This window comes from Xanthobacter sp., assembly GCF_041911315.1.
Lineage (GTDB): Bacteria > Pseudomonadota > Alphaproteobacteria > Rhizobiales > Xanthobacteraceae > Xanthobacter > Xanthobacter aminoxidans.
The window spans coordinates 1-16,696 of sequence record NZ_JAYRPE010000037.1 but is presented as its reverse complement, the minus strand read 5'-3'; the positions used below and the strand labels follow the sequence as shown (position 1 = coordinate 16,696).

General features: G+C 67.9%; 16 protein-coding genes, 1 tRNA gene and 1 pseudogene. 7 read left to right on the top strand and 11 right to left on the bottom strand.

Annotated features, from left to right (window positions below):
- Nucleotides 1-121: pseudogene (locus ACE3QW_RS11845) on the top strand (IS5/IS1182 family transposase); the annotation flags it as partial.
- A 255-nt stretch (nt 122-376) separates the two neighbouring features.
- On the opposite strand, the gene ACE3QW_RS11840 reads toward ACE3QW_RS11845, so the two are convergent.
- From ACE3QW_RS11840 to ACE3QW_RS11830, 3 genes are all read right to left on the bottom strand, one after another.
- Nucleotides 377-937, bottom strand: a complete 561-nt coding sequence (locus ACE3QW_RS11840) for a DUF2059 domain-containing protein (protein ID WP_029559067.1) — start codon at nt 935-937, stop codon at nt 377-379.
- A gap of 126 nt (nt 938-1,063) precedes the next feature.
- Complete coding sequence (gene rpiA / locus ACE3QW_RS11835; protein ID WP_024278317.1) at nt 1,064-1,771, bottom strand: ribose-5-phosphate isomerase RpiA; 708 nt, start codon at nt 1,769-1,771, stop codon at nt 1,064-1,066.
- Between the two features lie 116 nt (nt 1,772-1,887).
- A complete protein-coding gene (locus ACE3QW_RS11830) occupies nt 1,888-2,355 on the bottom strand; it encodes a hypothetical protein (protein ID WP_051679326.1) in 468 nt (155 codons plus the stop codon).
- A 263-nt stretch (nt 2,356-2,618) separates the two neighbouring features.
- Here ACE3QW_RS11830 and gph point away from each other — a divergent pair, with 263 nt between their 5' ends.
- Together gph and ACE3QW_RS11820 are read left to right on the top strand one after the other, a co-directional pair.
- Nucleotides 2,619-3,320: a phosphoglycolate phosphatase gene (gph, locus tag ACE3QW_RS11825; protein ID WP_374251662.1), complete on the top strand. Its 702-nt coding sequence runs from the start codon at nt 2,619-2,621 to the stop codon at nt 3,318-3,320.
- Between the two features lie 123 nt (nt 3,321-3,443).
- Nucleotides 3,444-3,518, top strand: a tRNA-Val gene (locus ACE3QW_RS11820).
- Between the two features lie 236 nt (nt 3,519-3,754).
- Here ACE3QW_RS11820 and ACE3QW_RS11815 read toward each other — a convergent pair.
- From ACE3QW_RS11815 to ACE3QW_RS11805, 3 genes are all read right to left on the bottom strand, one after another.
- Nucleotides 3,755-4,261: a ferritin-like domain-containing protein gene (locus tag ACE3QW_RS11815; RefSeq protein ID WP_029559072.1), complete on the bottom strand. Its 507-nt coding sequence runs from the start codon at nt 4,259-4,261 to the stop codon at nt 3,755-3,757.
- 120 nt (nt 4,262-4,381) lie between these two features.
- Nucleotides 4,382-4,687 carry a KGG domain-containing protein gene (locus ACE3QW_RS11810; RefSeq protein ID WP_374251661.1) on the bottom strand — a complete coding sequence of 102 codons (306 nt, stop codon included), beginning with the start codon at nt 4,685-4,687 and terminating at the stop codon, nt 4,382-4,384.
- Between the two features lie 311 nt (nt 4,688-4,998).
- A complete protein-coding gene (locus ACE3QW_RS11805) occupies nt 4,999-6,312 on the bottom strand; it encodes a hypothetical protein (protein ID WP_374251660.1) in 1,314 nt (437 codons plus the stop codon).
- 352 nt (nt 6,313-6,664) lie between these two features.
- On the opposite strand from ACE3QW_RS11805, the gene ACE3QW_RS11800 reads away from it, so the two are divergent.
- Together ACE3QW_RS11800 and ACE3QW_RS11795 are read left to right on the top strand one after the other, a co-directional pair.
- Nucleotides 6,665-7,525 (top strand): alpha/beta fold hydrolase, encoded by an 861-nt coding sequence (locus ACE3QW_RS11800; protein WP_374251659.1) that lies wholly within the window; start codon nt 6,665-6,667, stop codon nt 7,523-7,525.
- Between the two features lie 153 nt (nt 7,526-7,678).
- Nucleotides 7,679-8,263 (top strand): L,D-transpeptidase, encoded by a 585-nt coding sequence (locus ACE3QW_RS11795; RefSeq protein ID WP_029559075.1) that lies wholly within the window; start codon nt 7,679-7,681, stop codon nt 8,261-8,263.
- A gap of 71 nt (nt 8,264-8,334) precedes the next feature.
- On the opposite strand, the gene ACE3QW_RS11790 is transcribed toward ACE3QW_RS11795, so the two are convergent.
- The 5 genes from ACE3QW_RS11790 to ACE3QW_RS11770 form a co-directional block, all read right to left on the bottom strand.
- Nucleotides 8,335-8,541 (bottom strand): cold-shock protein, encoded by a 207-nt coding sequence (locus ACE3QW_RS11790; protein WP_024278308.1) that lies wholly within the window; start codon nt 8,539-8,541, stop codon nt 8,335-8,337.
- A 483-nt stretch (nt 8,542-9,024) separates the two neighbouring features.
- The gene (locus ACE3QW_RS11785; protein ID WP_024278307.1) at nt 9,025-10,041 is read right to left on the bottom strand and encodes an ABC transporter substrate-binding protein; all 1,017 of its coding nucleotides are present in this window, start codon (nt 10,039-10,041) and stop codon (nt 9,025-9,027) included.
- A 20-nt stretch (nt 10,042-10,061) separates the two neighbouring features.
- Nucleotides 10,062-10,871, bottom strand: a complete 810-nt coding sequence (locus tag ACE3QW_RS11780) for an ABC transporter permease (protein WP_374251658.1) — start codon at nt 10,869-10,871, stop codon at nt 10,062-10,064.
- A 3-nt stretch (nt 10,872-10,874) separates the two neighbouring features.
- Entirely contained in the window at nt 10,875-11,687 is an 813-nt protein-coding gene (locus ACE3QW_RS11775) for an ABC transporter ATP-binding protein (protein WP_374251657.1), read from the bottom strand.
- 151 nt (nt 11,688-11,838) lie between these two features.
- Complete coding sequence (locus tag ACE3QW_RS11770; protein WP_374251656.1) at nt 11,839-14,865, bottom strand: DNA translocase FtsK; 3,027 nt, start codon at nt 14,863-14,865, stop codon at nt 11,839-11,841.
- Between the two features lie 259 nt (nt 14,866-15,124).
- On the opposite strand from ACE3QW_RS11770, the gene ACE3QW_RS11765 reads away from it, so the two are divergent.
- Both ACE3QW_RS11765 and ACE3QW_RS11760 read left to right on the top strand, forming a co-directional pair.
- The gene (locus ACE3QW_RS11765; protein ID WP_374251655.1) at nt 15,125-15,943 is read left to right on the top strand and encodes an ImuA family protein; all 819 of its coding nucleotides are present in this window, start codon (nt 15,125-15,127) and stop codon (nt 15,941-15,943) included.
- On the top strand, nt 15,825-16,696 hold an 872-nt coding region (locus tag ACE3QW_RS11760), incomplete at its 3' end, for a DNA polymerase Y family protein (protein ID WP_374251654.1). The genes ACE3QW_RS11765 and ACE3QW_RS11760, both read left to right, overlap by 119 nt.

Here is a 16,696-nt window from a genome sequence, read left to right as displayed (position 1 = left end):
GGTCGAGAACCTGTTCGCCAAGCTCAAGGACTGGCGCCGCATCGCCACACGCTACGACCGTTGCGCTCACACCTTCTTCTCTGCCATCTGCATCGCAGCTGTCGTCATCTTCTGGCTCTGATCAATGAGTCCTGAGCCTAGGCGGGAGCAAACCCATAGGAAGGATGTCATCCCCCGGTTTATCCGGGGGATCCACGGGGTGGCCAGGCCGGCTATCCCTTATCGCGCACCGGACCGACGGCGGGGTGGATGCCCCGGACGAGCCGGGGCATGACGGCGCAAGGCATCACCGCGCAAAGGGATGACGGCGCGCGAAATGAAAAAGGCCGGCCCCAGCGGGACCGGCCTTTTCCGGACCTTTGAAACCGCCGCGCGATCAGAGATCGACGCCGCGCTTCTTCATCTCTGCGCGCACGCGCTCCACGGCCTGGGCGTTGATCTGCGCGCCCCACACCTGGATGCCCTGCACCGCTTCCTGCACGATCACCGGACGGTCCTGCACCAGCTTGATGCCGGTGGGGCTGCGGAAGAAGGCGATGGCCTCCTTCAGCTCCGCCTCGGTGAAGCGGGTGGCGTAGGAGGTGGCGAGGATGTCGATGACCTCGGCCTGACGCTTCTCGAACTCGGGCCGCACCAGCACCGCGACTTCGCGGAGCTGCTTGGCGAGGTCGGGGTTGGTCTGGAGGAAGGAAAGGGCCGCGCCGTCCACGATGTTCGGGATGACGCCGTCGAAGGCCCGCGCCTCGCCGTTGGCGGTCACCAGATCGCGCGCGAGCTGGAGCAGCGCCGGGGACGGCTTGGCCGCGGGCGCGGCGGCGGGGGGAACCGGACGGGTCTGGGCCTCGGCCACCGGCGCGAGGAGCGCGGCTGCCGGAACCGAAAGGGCCGCAGCGAGGAAAAGCTGCCGGACGAAGCGGCCGGAAAGGGGGTGACGCATGGAAGTCTCCGGAAAGGGAAAAAGCCAGAAGCGTTTCCGAGCGAAGTGGATACCGGTTCGCGTGAAGGAAACGCGTCAAACGAAGATCTGGAGACTGTCCCCGGGTCCGTGAAACGGGGTCAGTCTCTAGAAGCTGCCGGGCTCCAGCTCGGTGATGCCGTCCTTGCCCGCGAGCACGGCGCGCCGGGCGAGGCCGATGAACAGGCCGTGCTCGACGACACCGGCTACCTGCGCCACCGCTGCGGCCAGCGCGGCGGGGTCGGGAATGCGGCCGAGATGGGCGTCGAGGATCAGGTGCCCCTGATCGGTGACGAAAGGATGACCGTCGCCATCGCGGCGCACGGTGATGTCACCGGCGCAGCCGGCGCTGCGGATCGCCTCGATGACCTGGCGGGTTATGGCGCCGACGCCGAAATCCACCACCTCGATGGGCAGCGGGAAGCGGCCGAGCACGTCCACCTTCTTGGTGGCGTCGGCGATGACGATCATCTCGCGCGCGGCGCTGGCGACGATCTTCTCGCGCAGCAGCGCGCCGCCGCCGCCCTTGATGAGGGCGAGGCCGGGGCCGATCTCGTCCGCGCCGTCGATGCACAGATCGAGCGGGCCGGCCTCGTCCAGCGTGGCGATCGGCACGCCGAGGGACACCGCCTGGGCTAAAGTCTGCTCGGAGGTGGGCACGCCGAGCACGGTGAGGCCGCCGTGCACCTTCTCGGCCAGAAGCTCGACGAAATGCCGGGCCGTGGAGCCGGTGCCGAGGCCGAGGCGCATGCCGTCGGTCACGTAGGTCAGAGCATGGGCGGCGGCCCGGCGCTTCAGGTCTTCGGCGTGGACCATTGGATTTCTGCCTCGATTTCCTTGCCGCAACGGCGCTTCTTGTCTGGCGGGACGGTCGAACCACCCTGCTCCGGCTCTAGCCCCGATCGGCGCCGCCGACAAGCCGGCGCGGTGCCTCAGCGCGCCGCCGGGGTGCAGACGAGGCTCGAATCCGTGCCGCCCGCGGCGCGCGCGGTCTCACGCACGTAGCAGATGCTCATCTCGCCGGTGTCCCGATTGACCCGGAAGATGCCCGTTTCCCCTTCGTAATGGGTGGGCATGAGCGCGTAATTGCCGGCCTTCTGCGGCCCCGCGCCCTCGCCCTGGGCGAAGCAGAAGGTGACGCCCACGCCGGCCGCGTTGGGCCGCTCGAACTGGCAGACGTTCATCTCGCCGGTCTGGCGATTGATGCCGTAGACGCGGTTGGCCTGGGCGGAGGGGGGCGCGGCGAACTCGAATCCGGGCCCGTTCGCCCCCTGTGCGGCCGCGGGCTGGGCGACGACGGCGCCGATCCCGCCAAGACCGGCGGCGGCGACCGCCACCGCGAGCAGCACCACCGGGTTGCGGCGCGCCGCGCGCCCGGTGCGAAGGGGAGTGGTCCGCATTCATGCCTCCTGACTGTTCCGCTGTCGGCCTTGGCCGACAGGCCGCGCGCCCGGGCGCAGCCGTGAACTGCGCGCCGGGGCCGCAGCCCTCGAATCCCCGCGACGCTGGCGCGAAAAAGCGGCAGGATTTAAGGCAGAAGGCGAGGATATCCTCCTCATCGCCCCTTTCCCCGCTGCCGGCGCGAGCGCAACGGAAGGGGCAGCCGACCGGAACCTGCGGATATCATCTGCCCCGATACCGCCACGCTGAAGGACCGCGCCCGATGACCCAACTCACACAGCCCGCCCCCCGCCCGCTCGTCGCCTTCGATCTCGACGGCACGCTGGTGGACACCGCGCCCGACTTGCTCGACGCCCTCGACCTCGTGCTGTCCGCCCACAAGATCCCCCCCGTGGACCGCGCCGAGGCGCGCAACATGATCGGCGGCGGCGCGCGCCTCCTCATCGTGCGGGCGCTGAAGAGCGAGGGTATCGCGCTGCCGGACGACGAGATCGCCGCGATGACGCAGCGCTTCATCGCCCATTATGCGCAGAACATCGCCGTGGGCTCCCGTCCCTTCCCCGGCCTGCTGGAAGCGCTGGACCGGCTGGAGGCCAAGGGCGTGGCGCTGGCGGTGTGCACCAACAAGCTGGAGCACCTCGCCCGCCTGCTGCTCGACGCGCTGGAGCTGACGCCGCGCTTCGCCGTCATCACCGGCGCCGACACCTATCCCCGCTCCAAGCCCGATCCGCTGCCGCTCCTCTCCACCATCTCGGCGGCGGGGGCGGACGTGGCGCGCTCCATCATGGTGGGCGACAGCATCACCGACGTGCTCACCGCCCGCGCCACCGGCGTGCCGGTGGTGGCCGTCTCCTTCGGCTACACGGAGACGCCGCCCGGCGAACTCGGCGCCGACCGGCTGATCCACCATTTCGACCAGCTGGAAGAGGCGGTGGACGCCTTGCTGGCCAACGCTTCGGCGTAAGTTCCGGCCGGACTTCGGCGCGGGCTCCGGCCCGAATGATCCACAGGCAGGCGCGGTCCTCATCGCGCCCGCCCTTGACAGGGGAGGCCCTGCGGCTCTAAACGGCCCTCCTCGCAATGGCGCGGGCGATTAGCTCAGCGGGAGAGCACTCCCTTCACACGGGAGGGGTCGCAGGTTCAATCCCTGCATCGCCCACCATTCCGCGCCGGCGACGCCTTCAGAACAACTGATCTTCAGCTGGACACGGCGCCGCGCCATAAGCGCAGCGCTCGCCCCTATTCACCGGCAGGCGCGCTCTTAATCCTTCGCGGCTACTTCCTTGCCGCCATACCCCACCCAACAGACGCTGGCCCATTTAGGCTCGCGCGCCCGGCTTCCAACAAAAAACCCCGCCGGCGGACCGGCGGGGTTTTCGTGGGGAGAGGAGCGGCGCCCTACTCGGCGGCGCGCATGTTCAGCTTGGCCTCGGCGAGGCCGGTGAGCTTGGCGTCGGCGGCCTTCTCCTCGTCCAGGTTGCGCTGGAGCACGGCGGCGCAGTCGTTGCGGCCGAGCTGCTTGGCCCAGGCGATGAGCGTGCCGTAGCGGGTGATCTCGTAGTGCTCCACCGCCTGCGCAGCGGCGGCGAGGGCCGCGTCCAGCACTTCCTGGTCCGCCACCTCGGAGGCGATCTCCTCGGCCTCCGCGATGATGCCGTCGATGGCCGGGCACTTCACCGTGCTGGCCTCGACGCCATGCATGCGGAACACCTCCTCAAGCCGCTTCACATGCCCCTCGGTCTCGCCGAGATGGAACTGGAAGGCCTGGCGGAGCGTGGAATTCTGCGCCTTCTCGATCATGGTCGGAAGCGCCTTCAGGATGCGCTTCTCGGCATAATAGATGTCGCGCAGCGTGTGGACGAACAGATCGTCCATGGAATGGATGTCCTTGGAGAAAAAGCCCATGTGGCACCTCCCGGGGATAGGAATGGGAAGGGGCGCGGCCTCTCTCTTGGAGTAGAGAGCGATTCACCGCGCGGATCGAAATCCGCTCGGATCGCGCTCCAGGCCGCGCCCCGTTCAGCCTCAGCGCTGGCCCTTGCGGGCGGCGTCCGAAGCGTCGTCGGGAGCCTGCGGGGAGCGCTTCTCCTCCGGCATGCCCTGCCCGGCCTTGCGGCCCGCTTCGGCAGCGCGCTCGCGGTCCTGGGCGTTGCCCGAGCCGCCCTGCTGGCCGCGATCGTGCTCCTGCTGGCTCTGCTGGCGGTTGTCGCCGCCCTGTCCGCCCTGCTGGCGGTTCTGGGCGGCCTGCTCGGCGCCCTTGCGGCCGGCCTCGGAGGCGCGCTCGCGATCGTTCTCGAAGTTCCCGGATCCGCCCTGCTGACGAGTGTTCATCGGTTCGTATCCTCTCTTGTGTCCCCGTCAGAGAACGGAGGGTGGAGAGGATGGTTCCGATGACGAACATTACAAAACAGAAGCAATCGCGGCGTCAATGCGCAGCTTGAGCCCGACGCAAGCACTTTCCGAAAAGTAATGGATCACAAATATCGCACAGCTTGACCGTTCATAACTTGAACGGAACGGCACCGCCGCCAAGCGTGACTAAACACCGGAAACAGAAATGCCCGGCACGGGGCCGGGCATTTCGCAAGATCAGGAAAGCGGCACAGCTTCAGCCGCCCGCGCGGCACCCGGGGCGGACAGCCTCAGTTGTCGTCGGCGGCGCTCACGTCGTCGAGGGCGAGGTTGGTGCAGGAGAGGCTGCCGTCCGGCTCGTCGAACGCCGTCTGGGTCAGGAAGCTGCACCGCGTGCCTTCGGCGGCGGCGATGTAGGAGACGAGGCGGTGGCTGATGGCCGCCACCTGCGTGGAATCATCAGCCGGCTTGAAGGCGGCATCCGCCGGCGCCTGCGGGCCGGACTTCTTCGCCACCTTGAGATCGATGACGAGGGGCACCAGCGACACCGAGGCGGCCGTATCCGCCGGCGTCACCACCGGCTGGAGCAGCACGGTGAACTGGTCCCAATTGCCCTTGGCGAGGCGGCTCGCCTCGGATTCGGCGGAGACGGTGGCCTTGTAGGCCGGCCCCGCCTCGCCGGGCACGACCGATCCGGCCACCTTGAACTTGCGCGTGCCGTTGCCGCCCTCGGGCGCGGCGCCGGAGAGGACGCGCGCCAGCATGGCGTCGCCATAGGCCTTGAGCTTCGCCTCGGACACCTTGTCGCCGTCCATCAGCTTGGCGCGCGGAACGGCGGCGAACGCCATCTCCCCGCACACGGAGGGCAGCGTGACGGTGGCCACCAGCGGCACCTTGCGCAGCTCCTGCGCGATCTTCGCCTCGGCGCCCAGCGGCACGGCCACGTCCACCGACACGTCGTCGCCGTCGCGGGCGGCGAGGCGCAGGCGGCTCCAGGCTTCCTTCAGCTTCACTTTCGCGGTGCCGCCCTGCTGGGGCGTGACCACGAGATCGATGTCGGCAAGCTCGGCAGGCGCCACCGGCGTGCGGGCGAGGTCGGCCGCCTTGAGGTCCACGGCGAGGCCGCCGGTGACGAGGCCGCACCAATTGTCCTCGTCATGCTGGAGCACCAGCGCCGGCTCGGAGAAGCCACCTTCCGGGCGGAACACCGCCACCGCCGCGAGGCCGGGGATGGCGGCCGTCTCCTCATAGATGTGGTGCAGGCCGCGCTGGTTCTCGGTGAAGGCGAGGGCATAGCTGTCGTCCCCCTGGCCGATGGTGAGCTTCAGCGCCCCGCCGGCCAGCGTGCCGGACACCGGAATCGCGGCCCGCGCATCGCCCGACGGCGGCGCGAGTGTGCCGGAGACCTTGCCGGCGCCGTCCACATCGAGGGTGGCGATGGCCGCCCGGTACGGCTTGAAGAAGGGGAGGCCCAGCACCATGAAGCGCTCGCTGGCGGCATCGGCCACCGTCGGCATGACGAGCGCGGGCACGAGCGCAAGGGCGGAAAGGGCGGCGAGAACCGTCCGGCGGTGGGCGGTGCGTGTCACGGCTGAGGTGCGCATTCCGTCGCCTCTCCTTGTGATGCTGGTCTTCGATTCGAGCTGTGCTGTGCAAGGCGTTGTATAGCACTGCCACATGGCGCCCCAAAGGCGGCGCGCGGGGGCGGAGGGGCGCGCACTCGCAAGCCACTCTCTCCGCCCGCGCCGTCATGCCCCGGCTTGTCCGGGGCATCCACTCCGTCTTTTGCTCCTTGCCTCAGAACCGAAAGCCAACCCGGTCGCACGGTGGATCCCCCGGACAAGCCGGGGGATGACGCCGGTGCGGAATCCCCGAACCTGCATGCGGTGTCCCCCTTAAGCCCGCGCCCTGGCGATGCTAAAGCGGTCGCCGAACACCTCGCGCCGGAACCCTGCCATGACCACCCCTCCTCCCGCCGACCGCGAGGTCCGCCGCATCCTCACCCCCGATGGCGTGGGCATCGCCAGCACCGCCTTCGGCCCGCCCGGGGGCACGCCGGTGGTGTTCATCCATGGCTTCTCCCAATCCGGCCTGTGCTGGAACCGGCAGACATCCAGCCCGGCGCTGGCCGGCCTGCGGCTCGTCACCTACGATTTCCGCGGCCATGGCGCCTCCGACCGTCCGTCCGATCCCGCCGCCTACCAGTCGGCCGAGGTGTGGGCGGGGGAGCTGGATGCGGTGATCCGCGGCTGGGGGCTGGAGCGGCCGGTGCTGGTGGGCTGGTCCTATGCCGGGCGCATCATCGGCGATTATCTGGCGGTGCATGGCACGGCGGGCATCGGCGGCATCGTCTTCGTGGATGCCGTGACCGCCAACGAGCGCCGCTTCTACGGCACCTGCAACCGGCTGATGCGCCTCATGTGCAGCACGGATGTGGAGGAGAACATCGCGGCCACCCGCACCTTCCTGCGCCGCTGCTTCGCCGCCCCCATCCCCCAGCCGCTGTTCGAGCAATTGCTGGCGGTGAACATGATGGTGCCGCAGCAGGTGCGCTCCGCCTTGTTCGGCCGGACCGCGGAGTATGAAGACCTGCTGAAGCGCCTCGACGTGCCGGTGCTGGTGGCCCAGGGCGCGCTGGACGAGGTGGTGGCCCCGGCCATGGCGGAGCATATCGCCGCGACCATTCCCGGCGCCCGGCTGGACCTTTATGCGGGGGTCGGCCACGCCCCCTTCATCGAGGCGGCGGACCGCTTCAACGCCACGCTCGCGGCCTTTGCTGCCGCTGCGGCAGCAACTTCAGGGATGGTAGCGCGTTAGGAGAAGACGGCTTCACACTCCCGTGGGACGGGAACCCGTTCGCCACAAAGCGGTTGCAGTCTTGTCCGTTTTGTGGCGACAAAGCGGTGTTGCCGACGTTTCCGGGCGTGCTCGATGGTCGTTCGCGCTCCGGTCCATCCGAGACGCAGAGCCATGATGAAGCTGAAATCGCTTGTTTTCGCAGGCATCGCCGCGCTGGTGGCGACGGGCTCGGCCAAGGCCGACGATCGCTACGACATCTTCAATTTCAACAAGTTCTTCGGCGGCGGCAATGTCGGCGTGGTGGGCAGCACTTCGCCCATCGGCCGCCAGATGGTCTCCATCGACCCGAAATATGCGCCGGGCAACATCGTCATCATGACCTCGGAGCGCCGCCTTTATTATGTGACGGCGCGGGGCCAGGCCATCCGCTACGGCATCGGCGTCGGCCGCGACGGCTTCCGCTGGTCCGGCGTGAAGACGGTGAGCGCCAAGAAGGAATGGCCCTCCTGGACGCCCCCCTCCCAGATGCTCAAGCGCCGCCCCGATCTGCCCCGCTACATGCCCGGCGGCATCGACAACCCGCTCGGCGCCCGCGCCATGTATCTCGGCTCCAGCCTCTACCGCATCCACGGCTCCAATGAGCCGGAGACCATCGGGCAGGCGGTGTCGTCGGGCTGCTTCCGCATGACCAACGACGACGTGGTGGACCTCTACAACCGCGTGCGCGTGGGCGCGACCGTCTACGTGCTGCGCTGAGGCCCTTTTGAAACGAAAATGGCCCGGCCGTCGTGAGACAGCCGGGCCATTTAATTCAACGCTTGAGCGCGTCAGAGGGCGGCGAGGTTCGCAGCCTTGCTCTTGCCGCGGTTGTCCGGGACGACATCGAACGAGACCTTCTGGCCGTCGTTCAGGCTGTACATGCCGGAGCGCTCCACGTCGGAGATGTGGACGAACACGTCGGGGCCGCCCTCATCCTGAACGATGAAGCCGAAACCCTTCTGGGCGTTGAAAAACTTGACAGTACCCGTGGCCATGGAGGCCTCCTGTGGAAACGCTCTCCGGGAGTTTCCCGAAAAGCGCCGATCGTCCCGGCGACACGCGACCACAAGAGAGTCACGGCGCAACGGGACGCAGTTCAGGACAGGTTCGTACTTGGGGAAGGCTTTTGCGTCGCGGCCCGAAGGAAACGAAGAAGGCCGTCGACGAACTTGTCCGCTCGGCTCGCCCCTCCGCACATCCATGAAATGGAAAGCGGAGGAACGAACGCCCCATGCCTTGGTGCAATCTGCTCAGGCGGGATCGGAGTACATCCGTCCGTCTCCCGGAAGCGTCTGCGCTCAAAAGCGCGCCGCATCCATCGGCTGGGGTTGATGGGAAGATAGGGATCAATCGCGGCGGTTCAAGGGCGGCGGGGAAGATTTTTGCCCGCCGCTCCTGAACCTTTTGCCGAACCCACCCGATACCGGGGGTGAACGCCCACCGGCAAGGTGGTGAAACACACCCGAACCGGGGCCGGACTATTTGCCTGCCGCCGCCTTCGCCACGAAGGTGCCGTCGAACGTCTTGCCGAGGTCGATCTTCGCCGCCTTCAGCTCAGGATCGAACTCCACCAACATGTTGAGGGCATTCTGCATGCCCTTTTCGGGGATGAGGCCGGTGCGCGAATAGATCGGCAGGGAGTTCTTGACCGCGTTGAGGTAGAGCGCCTTGTCCCCGAGCAGATATTCCTCCGGCACCACCGCCGCCACATCCTCGGGCGTGGCGGTCTTAAGCCATTGAAGCGCCTTGTAGAAAGCGTTCACGAGCTTCTGGGTGGTGACCGGATTCTGCTCCATGAAGTCGCGCTTCATGTAGAGCACGGCGGCCGGGTTCGCTCCGCCGAAGATCTTGTCGTTTCCGGCTTCCGTTCGGCTGTCCGCCAGAACAATCACGTCCCCGTCGTCTTCCAGCTTGGTAATGACGGGGTCGAGATTGGACATGGCGTCGATTTCGCCACGCTTCATCTGCGCCACAGCCGAGGCTCCACCACCGACACCTACGTAGGAGGCATCATCCGGCTTCAGACCATCTTTCGCCATCAGGAAATTGACGAAAAAGTTCGTGGAGGAGCCCGGCGCGGTGACGCCGATCTTGGCCCCCTTCAGGTCCTTCACCGACTTGATCGGCCGATCCTTCCGCGCCACCAGCACGATCCCCGGGAAGCGGCCCAATTCGATAACGGAAACAATGTCCTGGCCCTTGGCCTGCATACGGATGGTGTGCTCGTAAGCCCCCGTCACCACATCGATGGAGCCGCCGATAAGTGCCTGCAAAGACTTGGCTCCGCCGCCGAAATCGTTGATGGCGACGTCCAGCCCCTCCTCCTTGAAGAAGCCCTTCCGCTCGGCGATCGTCAGCGGCAGATAATACAGCAGCGGCTTGCCGCCGACGCCCAGCGTGAGCTTCGGCTTCTCGATCTTGGCGGCCTGCTGGGCCGCCGCAGGAGCGGCGAAGGCGAGCGCGAGGGCGGCCACCGCGAGCTTGAGCATCTTCATGATTTTCCTCCCGTTTTTCTTCACGCCTGCGTCGCCGGCGCGGGGCGCCAGACGAGCAGGCGGTTCTCGATTGCGCTCACCACCGTGTCGATGATGATGACGAAGATGGAGAGCACCAGCATGCCCGAGAACACGCCGGTGACATCGAACACCCCTTCCGCCTGGTGGATGCGATAGCCGAGCCCCGCCGCCGAGCCGAGATATTCCCCCACCACCGCCCCCACTAGCGCAAAGCCAACGGCGGTATGGAGCGAGGAGAACATCCAGGTGAGCGCGGAGGGCCAGAACACGTTCCGCATGAGCTGTCGCTCGCTCATCCCCAGCATCCGGGCGTTGGCGAGCAGCGTCGGGCTGACTTCCTTAACGCCTTGATAGACATTGAAGAAAACGATGAAGAACACCAGCGTGACGCCAAGCGCCACCTTGGACCAGATGCCGAGCCCAAGCCACAAGGCGAAGATGGGCGCCAGCACCACGCGCGGCAGCGCATTGGCCATCTTCACATAGGGGTCGAACACCGCGGCGATCACCGCCTTGCGGGCGAACCAGAAGCCCACCAGCACACCGCCGAAAGCGCCGATGGCGAAGGCGAGCATGGTCTCCAGCAGCGTGATGCCGAGGTGATACCAGATCACCCCCGTGTAGAAGTCCTTGAAGGTCCTCTCGAAAACGGCGATCGGCGTCGAGAAGAAGAAGGGGTCGAGCGGGTAGAAGGGCTTCGGCGAGAGCGCCGGAATCGAGACCTTCACCGTGGAGCCGAAATGCCAGATGGCGATCAGCACCACCGCCACCAACACCTGCAGGGTGAACAGCGTGAAACGGTTGCGCATGATTCAGCTCGCGACCTCGGACTGGCGATATCCCTTCACCACCTCATCCTTCAGCGCCGCCCAGATCTCGCGGTGAAGGTGGTGGAAGGCGGGCTCCAGCCGCACATCGATGTCACGCGGTCGGGGGATCGGCACGCGCCACTGGCCGATGATGCGCGAGGCCGGCCCCGCGCCCATGATAACCACCCGGTCGGCCAGCGAAATCGCCTCCTCCAGATCGTGGGTCACGAACATCACGGCCTTGCGGTCCTGGCTCCACAGATCGAGCAACAGGTTGCCCATGATCTGCCGTGTCTGGGCGTCGAGCGGGCCGAACGGCTCGTCCATGAGCAGGATCTTGGGATCGCGGATCAGCACCTGGGCGAGGCCCACGCGCTTCCTCTGCCCGCCGGATAATTGGTGGGGATAGCGATCGGCAAAGGCCGCGAGCCCCACGCGGGCCAGCCACTTGCGGGCGCGGGCGCGCGCCTCGTCCGTGTCGGTGCCGGAGACCTCGAGGCCGATGGCCACGTTGTCGAGCGCCGTCTTCCACGGGAATAGGGCCTCGGCCTGGAAGAGATAGCCGGCCGCGCGGTTGAGGCCGGCGAGGGGCTTGCCGTGGATCGTGACCGTGCCGGAGGCCGGTTTCAGCAGGCCGGCCGTCGCGTTGAGCAAGGTGGACTTGCCGCAGCCCGTAGGGCCGACGATGGCGACGAACTCGCCATCCGCAACCTCGAGATTGACGCCCTGCACCGCGACGAAGGGCGAAGCCGCACGGCTGGCACCGGGAAAGGCGATGGAGATGTTGCGCAGCCCGACCGCGCATGCCTGAGCCATGCGGCCTCCCTGGACCACGCTGAAGGGTTGCACCACTGAACGTCTCCCGATCCCGCGCCCCGACCGCGCGTCCGGTTGGCCCGGATCAAGCGGACAAGGTAGCCCAGGGCGCGCGGGAGGCAAGGGTGGAGGATCGCCGGTGGAGCGAACCTCACCCCGGTCGCGAGAAGGTGAGGATTTCGCGCTTTCCGGCGTGGTTGGCGGGGCCGACGATGCCTTCGGTCTCCATGCGCTCCATGAGGGAGGCGGCCTTGTTGTAGCCCACCTGCAAACGGCGCTGGATGTAGGAGGTGGAGGCCTTGCGATCACGCATGACGATGGCCACAGCCTGCTCGTAGAGGTCGCCGCCCGCATCGGCGATGCCGGAGCGGTCGAACACCGCCTCGTCATCGTCCTCGGCCACGGCATCCTCGTCCAGCACGACCTCGTCGATATAGTCCGGCCCGCCTTGGGCCTTGAGGAAGGCGACGACCTTCTCCACCTCGCCGTCGGAGACGAACGGGCCGTGGACGCGGCTGATGCGGCCGCCGCCGGCCATGAACAGCATGTCGCCCTGCCCCAGCAGCGTCTCCGCGCCCATCTCGCCGAGGATGGTGCGGCTGTCGATCTTGCTCGTCACCTGGAAGGAGATGCGGGTGGGAAAATTGGCCTTGATGGTGCCGGTGATGACATCCACGGAGGGCCGCTGCGTCGCCATCACGAGGTGGATACCGGCGGCGCGGGCCATCTGGGCGAGGCGCTGGATGGCGCCTTCGATTTCCTTGCCCGCCACCATCATCAGGTCGGCCATCTCGTCCACGATGACGACGATGTAAGGCAGCGCGGTCAGGTCCATCTCCTGTTCCTCGAACAGGGCCTCCCCGGTCTCGCGATCGAACCCCACCTGGACGTTGCGAGTGATGATCTCAGCCCTGGCCGCCGCCTCGCGGACGCGGGCGTTGTAGCCGTCGATGTTGCGCACGGCGAGGCGGCTCATCTTGCGATAGCGCTCCTCCATCTCCTTCACCGCCCACTTCAGCGCGATGATCGCCTTCTTGGGGTCGGTGACGACGGGGGTGAGGAGGTGCGGGATGCCCTCGTAGACCGAGAGTTCCAGCATCTTCGGGTCGATCATGATGAGCCGGCAGGCTTCCGGCGTGTGCCGGTAGAGCAGGCTCAGGATCATGGTGTTGATGGCCACCGACTTGCCGGAGCCAGTGGTGCCGGCGACCAGCAGATGCGGCATCCGCGCGAGGTCGGCGATCACCGGCACGCCGCCGATGGTCTTGCCGAGACAGAGACCGAGCTTGGGATGGGCCTCGGCGAATTCGTGGCTCGCCAGAAGCTCGCGCAGCCACACGGTCTCGCGCCGCCGGTTGGGCAGCTCGATGCCGATGACGTTGCGCCCCTCCACCACCGCCACACGGGCGGAAACGGCGCTCATGGAGCGGGCGATGTCCGGCGACAGGCCGATGACGCGGGAGGACTTCACCCCCGGTGCCGGCTCGAACTCGTAGAGCGTGACGACCGGGCCGGGATTGGCATCGATCACCTCGCCGCGCACGCCAAAATCGCGCAGCACCTGCTGCAGCATGGTGGAGGACTGGTCGAGGAATTCCTCGGACAGCTCATAGTCCGGCTCCACCACCGGCGGCTCGCGCAGCAGGTCGAGGGGCGGGAGGAAATAGGGGCCTTCCGTGCCCTCCGCAGCTGCGGGCGCGAGATCGGGCGGGAGGGTTGCAACGGCCTGCACCGGAACGGGGGCGACGGCATCCAACGCTGCAGGCACTGCTGCCGAGGTCGCGGGAGCGGACGTGGCAGCCGAATGCAGGGCACCGAAGAACTGGGCGCTGATGCTCTGCTGGTAGGGCCGCCAGGATGCGAACGCCTCACCCGAAAGGATCGGCGCGACCGCGAGGGGTAGGGATTCGTCCTCGGCTTCGGCCTCGTCATCAGCCTGATCGTCGTCTTCAAGCGCGGCGGCGTCTTCCGCTTCTTCCTCGTCGAGTTCGGCGTCGATTTCCTCGTCTTCCTCGTCTTCTTCGTCTTCCGTCAGCTCCGCGTCCTCGAAAGCATCGTCTTCGAGTTCGTCGTCTTCGAGGTCATCCTCCTCCAGCTCGGAGGAGAGTGCCGTGTCGTCCTCGTCCAGTTCGTCGTCGTCCTCGGAAAGGTCGATCTCTTCGTCCTCCTCCTCGGCGTCGTCCGTGTCGCCGTCCAGTTCGGCGACCTCATCATCCTCGGAGTCCTCGTCCTCTAACGCGTCATCCTCGAGCTCGTCATCCTCGAGTTCATCCTCTTCGGAGGCGGCCGCCTCTAAGACCTCGTCTTCGTCGAAGTCGGCAGCCTCCTCGGTATCGGACAGCGCCTCGAAAGCCGTGTCCTCGTTCTTCACAAGGTCGTCTTCCGCATCGACCGTCTCTGCGGGCGCGGGATCGAGGTCCTGCTCCCCGGCCGGAGCGGGCGGGGTGGCGGCGCGGCCGAGAACGACGAGGCGCAGCAGGCTCCAGAGGTGGTCGGGGACATCAGCCGTGTCGACCTCCGAAGCCGCCTCGGCCACAGCCTGCGGCGCGGTGTCGGCTTCAAGGAGCACAGGCGCTGTCGTTTCAGTCAGAAACTCCTCGCCCGGGGCAGCCTCTGCAAGCGCGACCTCGGAAGCGGGAGCCTCGCAGGCCTCAGCTGTTTCTTCCTCGACGGGAGGCAGGACGACGGGAGCCGCCGTCACCTCTTCCGGCGCGGAGGCGGGCGCGGCGAAGGCGGTCTCCTCGGGGATATCCGCAAGCTTGGCGACGGGCTGTGCCACCGGCTGGACCACGTCGTCCGCCGGCTCGAACAGGAAGTGCCAGCCGCGGCTCGACCCCTGGGTCGTGACCGGGGTGGGGACCTGCGGCAAGACTGGCGGCAACGGGGCCGCGCCCGGCTCGCGGGGACGCAGCAGATGGTCCGGGGTGCGGGTGAAGCGGGTGTTGGCGTCGAGGGTGAACGGCCGCAGCCAGCTCGGGACCAGCTCCAGGTCGATCCAGCTGTGGGTTTCGGTAGCCTCGAAGGCGCCGTCGTGGATGGCCGGGTCGTATTCCGGAATCCGCTCGTAGAACGAGGGCAGGCCACGTTCGGTGCCGGAATCGGCTGGTGGATCGAACGAGTCGTCCGGAGCGTAGGAAGGATACGCAAGAGGTCTCGGAGGACGGTTGAAGGAAGACATGGGAATCCGAAATCCGCAGCACCGGCGCCGTTTCGAGGACACTAGGGCGGGGGCGTTAAGGGGAGGTTTGCACCTCACAACAACGGTTTCAGGATACCTTGTCTGTGAATCATGGGGACAAGACCGCGCCGCTTCACCTGCCTGCGAAGGGCTCGCTCCAGCCCCCGCAGGCCCTGCTGCCGGACCTCCATACGGTTGACATTCCGCCCTCCCGGAGTCCTTTTAAAGAGAACAAAATAGGAACATTGATCCTTCATCCATGCACCCCGAGCAGGCTCCCCGCGAGGATCTGGCGGCCCTTCGCCGCCGCATCGTCGAGATGGAACGGCTGTCCGGCCCTCCGGACGGTCCTGCCCGGCCGCGCCTGTCCCTTGGGGGGCCGCTGGACGAGGCGTTGGGGGGTGGCCTCGCCCGCGATGCGCTGCACGAGGCTTTTCCGGCGGAGAAGGGCAATGCCGCCGCCGTGCTCGGTTTCGCCCTCGCGCTCGCGGCCGCTACCCGCAAGCCGGTGCTGTGGGTGCGGCAGGATATGGCGGCGCTGGAGGGCGGCGACATCTACGGCCCCGGCTGCGCCGCCTTCGGGCTCGATCCGTCCCGCCTGATCCTGGTGGCCGCAGCAGACGCCGCCGACACGCTGGGCGCCGCAGAGGAAGCCCTTGGCCATGGCGCCCTCGGGCTGGTGGTGGCCGAGCCCTGGGGATCCCCGCGCCTCATCGATCTCACCGCCACCCGCCGCCTCGCCTTACGCAGCGAGCGCTCCGGTGTGCCGTCCCTCCTACTGCGGCCGGGGGCGGACCCCGGTCCCTCCGCCGCCGCCACCCGCTGGCGGGTCGCCGCGGCCCCCTCCCGGGTGACGGGGGATGTGCCGGCCTTCTGCCTCGGCCCACCCGCCTTCGCGCTGGAGATCGAGCGCAACCGCCTCGGCCCCACCGGCCGATTCACCGTGGAATGGAATGCCCATGCCCGACGCTTCGTCCCGACGCCTCGCCGCGCTCTTCCTGCCGCGCCTGCCGACCGACCGGCTGCACCGCAGCCGGCGGGGACGTCGCATGTCGTCGGCTGGCGCCGCACCGGCTGACCCGCCGCTGGTCACGGTCGAGGTGAAGGCCAATGCCCGCCGCCTCGCCGCGGTGGACGCCGCCGCGGCCCGCCTCGGGCTCCATCCCGGCCTCACGCTGGCGGATGCGCAGGCCCGCGTGCCGAAGATCGAGGCGGTGGAGGCGGATGCGGCGGCGGACGCGACGCTGCTCGCCGCCATCGCCTCGTGGTGCGAGCGCTGGACGCCCTTCGTCGCCGTGTCCGGGCCGGACGGCATCGTGCTCGATATCACCGGCTGCGCCCATCTGTTCGGTGGCGAGGCGGACCTACTGTCTGCCATGACGGAACGGCTCGCCGCCACCGGTCTCACCGCCTGCGGGGCTGTGGCAGGCACCGCCCGAGCTGCCCTCGCCCTCGCCCACTGGAGGCCGGGTCGGGTGGTGCTGGCGGGAGGCGAACGGGAGGCCGTGGCGCCTTTGCCGGTGGAGGCACTCGGCCTGGATGCGGAGGCGGCGCGCAGCCTTTCCTATCTCGGGCTGGTGCGCATCGGCGACATCGCCGGCAAGCCCCGCGCGGCCCTCGCCGCCCGCTTCGGCAGCGCCCTGGTGGAGCGGCTGGACGAGTTGTGCGGCGCCGCCTCTCCGCCCATTTCCCCGCTCAATCCCCTGCCCGTCTATGTGGCGGAGCGGCGCTTCGCCGAACCCATGGGTGACGAGGCGACCGCCCGCGCCGTGCTCGCCGACCTCGCCCGCGACCTCACCGGCGTGCTGGGGCGGCACGGCGAGGGCGGACG

Excerpts from the sequence above, each read along its gene's own strand:
- ACE3QW_RS11840 (WP_029559067.1), bottom strand. The coding sequence starts at position 937 with ATGCGTCACCCCCTTTCCGGCCGCTTCGTCCGGCAGCTTTTCCTCGCT.
- rpiA (WP_024278317.1), bottom strand. The coding sequence starts at position 1,771 with ATGGTCCACGCCGAAGACCTGAAGCGCCGGGCCGCCGCCCATGCTCTG.
- ACE3QW_RS11830 (WP_051679326.1), bottom strand. The coding sequence starts at position 2,355 with ATGCGGACCACTCCCCTTCGCACCGGGCGCGCGGCGCGCCGCAACCCG.
- gph (WP_374251662.1), top strand. The coding sequence starts at position 2,619 with ATGACCCAACTCACACAGCCCGCCCCCCGCCCGCTCGTCGCCTTCGAT.
- ACE3QW_RS11815 (WP_029559072.1), bottom strand. The coding sequence starts at position 4,261 with ATGGGCTTTTTCTCCAAGGACATCCATTCCATGGACGATCTGTTCGTC.
- ACE3QW_RS11810 (WP_374251661.1), bottom strand. The coding sequence starts at position 4,687 with ATGAACACTCGTCAGCAGGGCGGATCCGGGAACTTCGAGAACGATCGC.
- ACE3QW_RS11805 (WP_374251660.1), bottom strand. The coding sequence starts at position 6,312 with ATGCGCACCTCAGCCGTGACACGCACCGCCCACCGCCGGACGGTTCTC.
- ACE3QW_RS11800 (WP_374251659.1), top strand. The coding sequence starts at position 6,665 with ATGACCACCCCTCCTCCCGCCGACCGCGAGGTCCGCCGCATCCTCACC.
- ACE3QW_RS11795 (WP_029559075.1), top strand. The coding sequence starts at position 7,679 with ATGATGAAGCTGAAATCGCTTGTTTTCGCAGGCATCGCCGCGCTGGTG.
- ACE3QW_RS11790 (WP_024278308.1), bottom strand. The coding sequence starts at position 8,541 with ATGGCCACGGGTACTGTCAAGTTTTTCAACGCCCAGAAGGGTTTCGGC.
- ACE3QW_RS11785 (WP_024278307.1), bottom strand. The coding sequence starts at position 10,041 with ATGAAGATGCTCAAGCTCGCGGTGGCCGCCCTCGCGCTCGCCTTCGCC.
- ACE3QW_RS11780 (WP_374251658.1), bottom strand. The coding sequence starts at position 10,871 with ATGCGCAACCGTTTCACGCTGTTCACCCTGCAGGTGTTGGTGGCGGTG.
- ACE3QW_RS11775 (WP_374251657.1), bottom strand. The coding sequence starts at position 11,687 with ATGGCTCAGGCATGCGCGGTCGGGCTGCGCAACATCTCCATCGCCTTT.
- ACE3QW_RS11770 (WP_374251656.1), bottom strand. The coding sequence starts at position 14,865 with ATGTCTTCCTTCAACCGTCCTCCGAGACCTCTTGCGTATCCTTCCTAC.
- ACE3QW_RS11765 (WP_374251655.1), top strand. The coding sequence starts at position 15,125 with ATGCACCCCGAGCAGGCTCCCCGCGAGGATCTGGCGGCCCTTCGCCGC.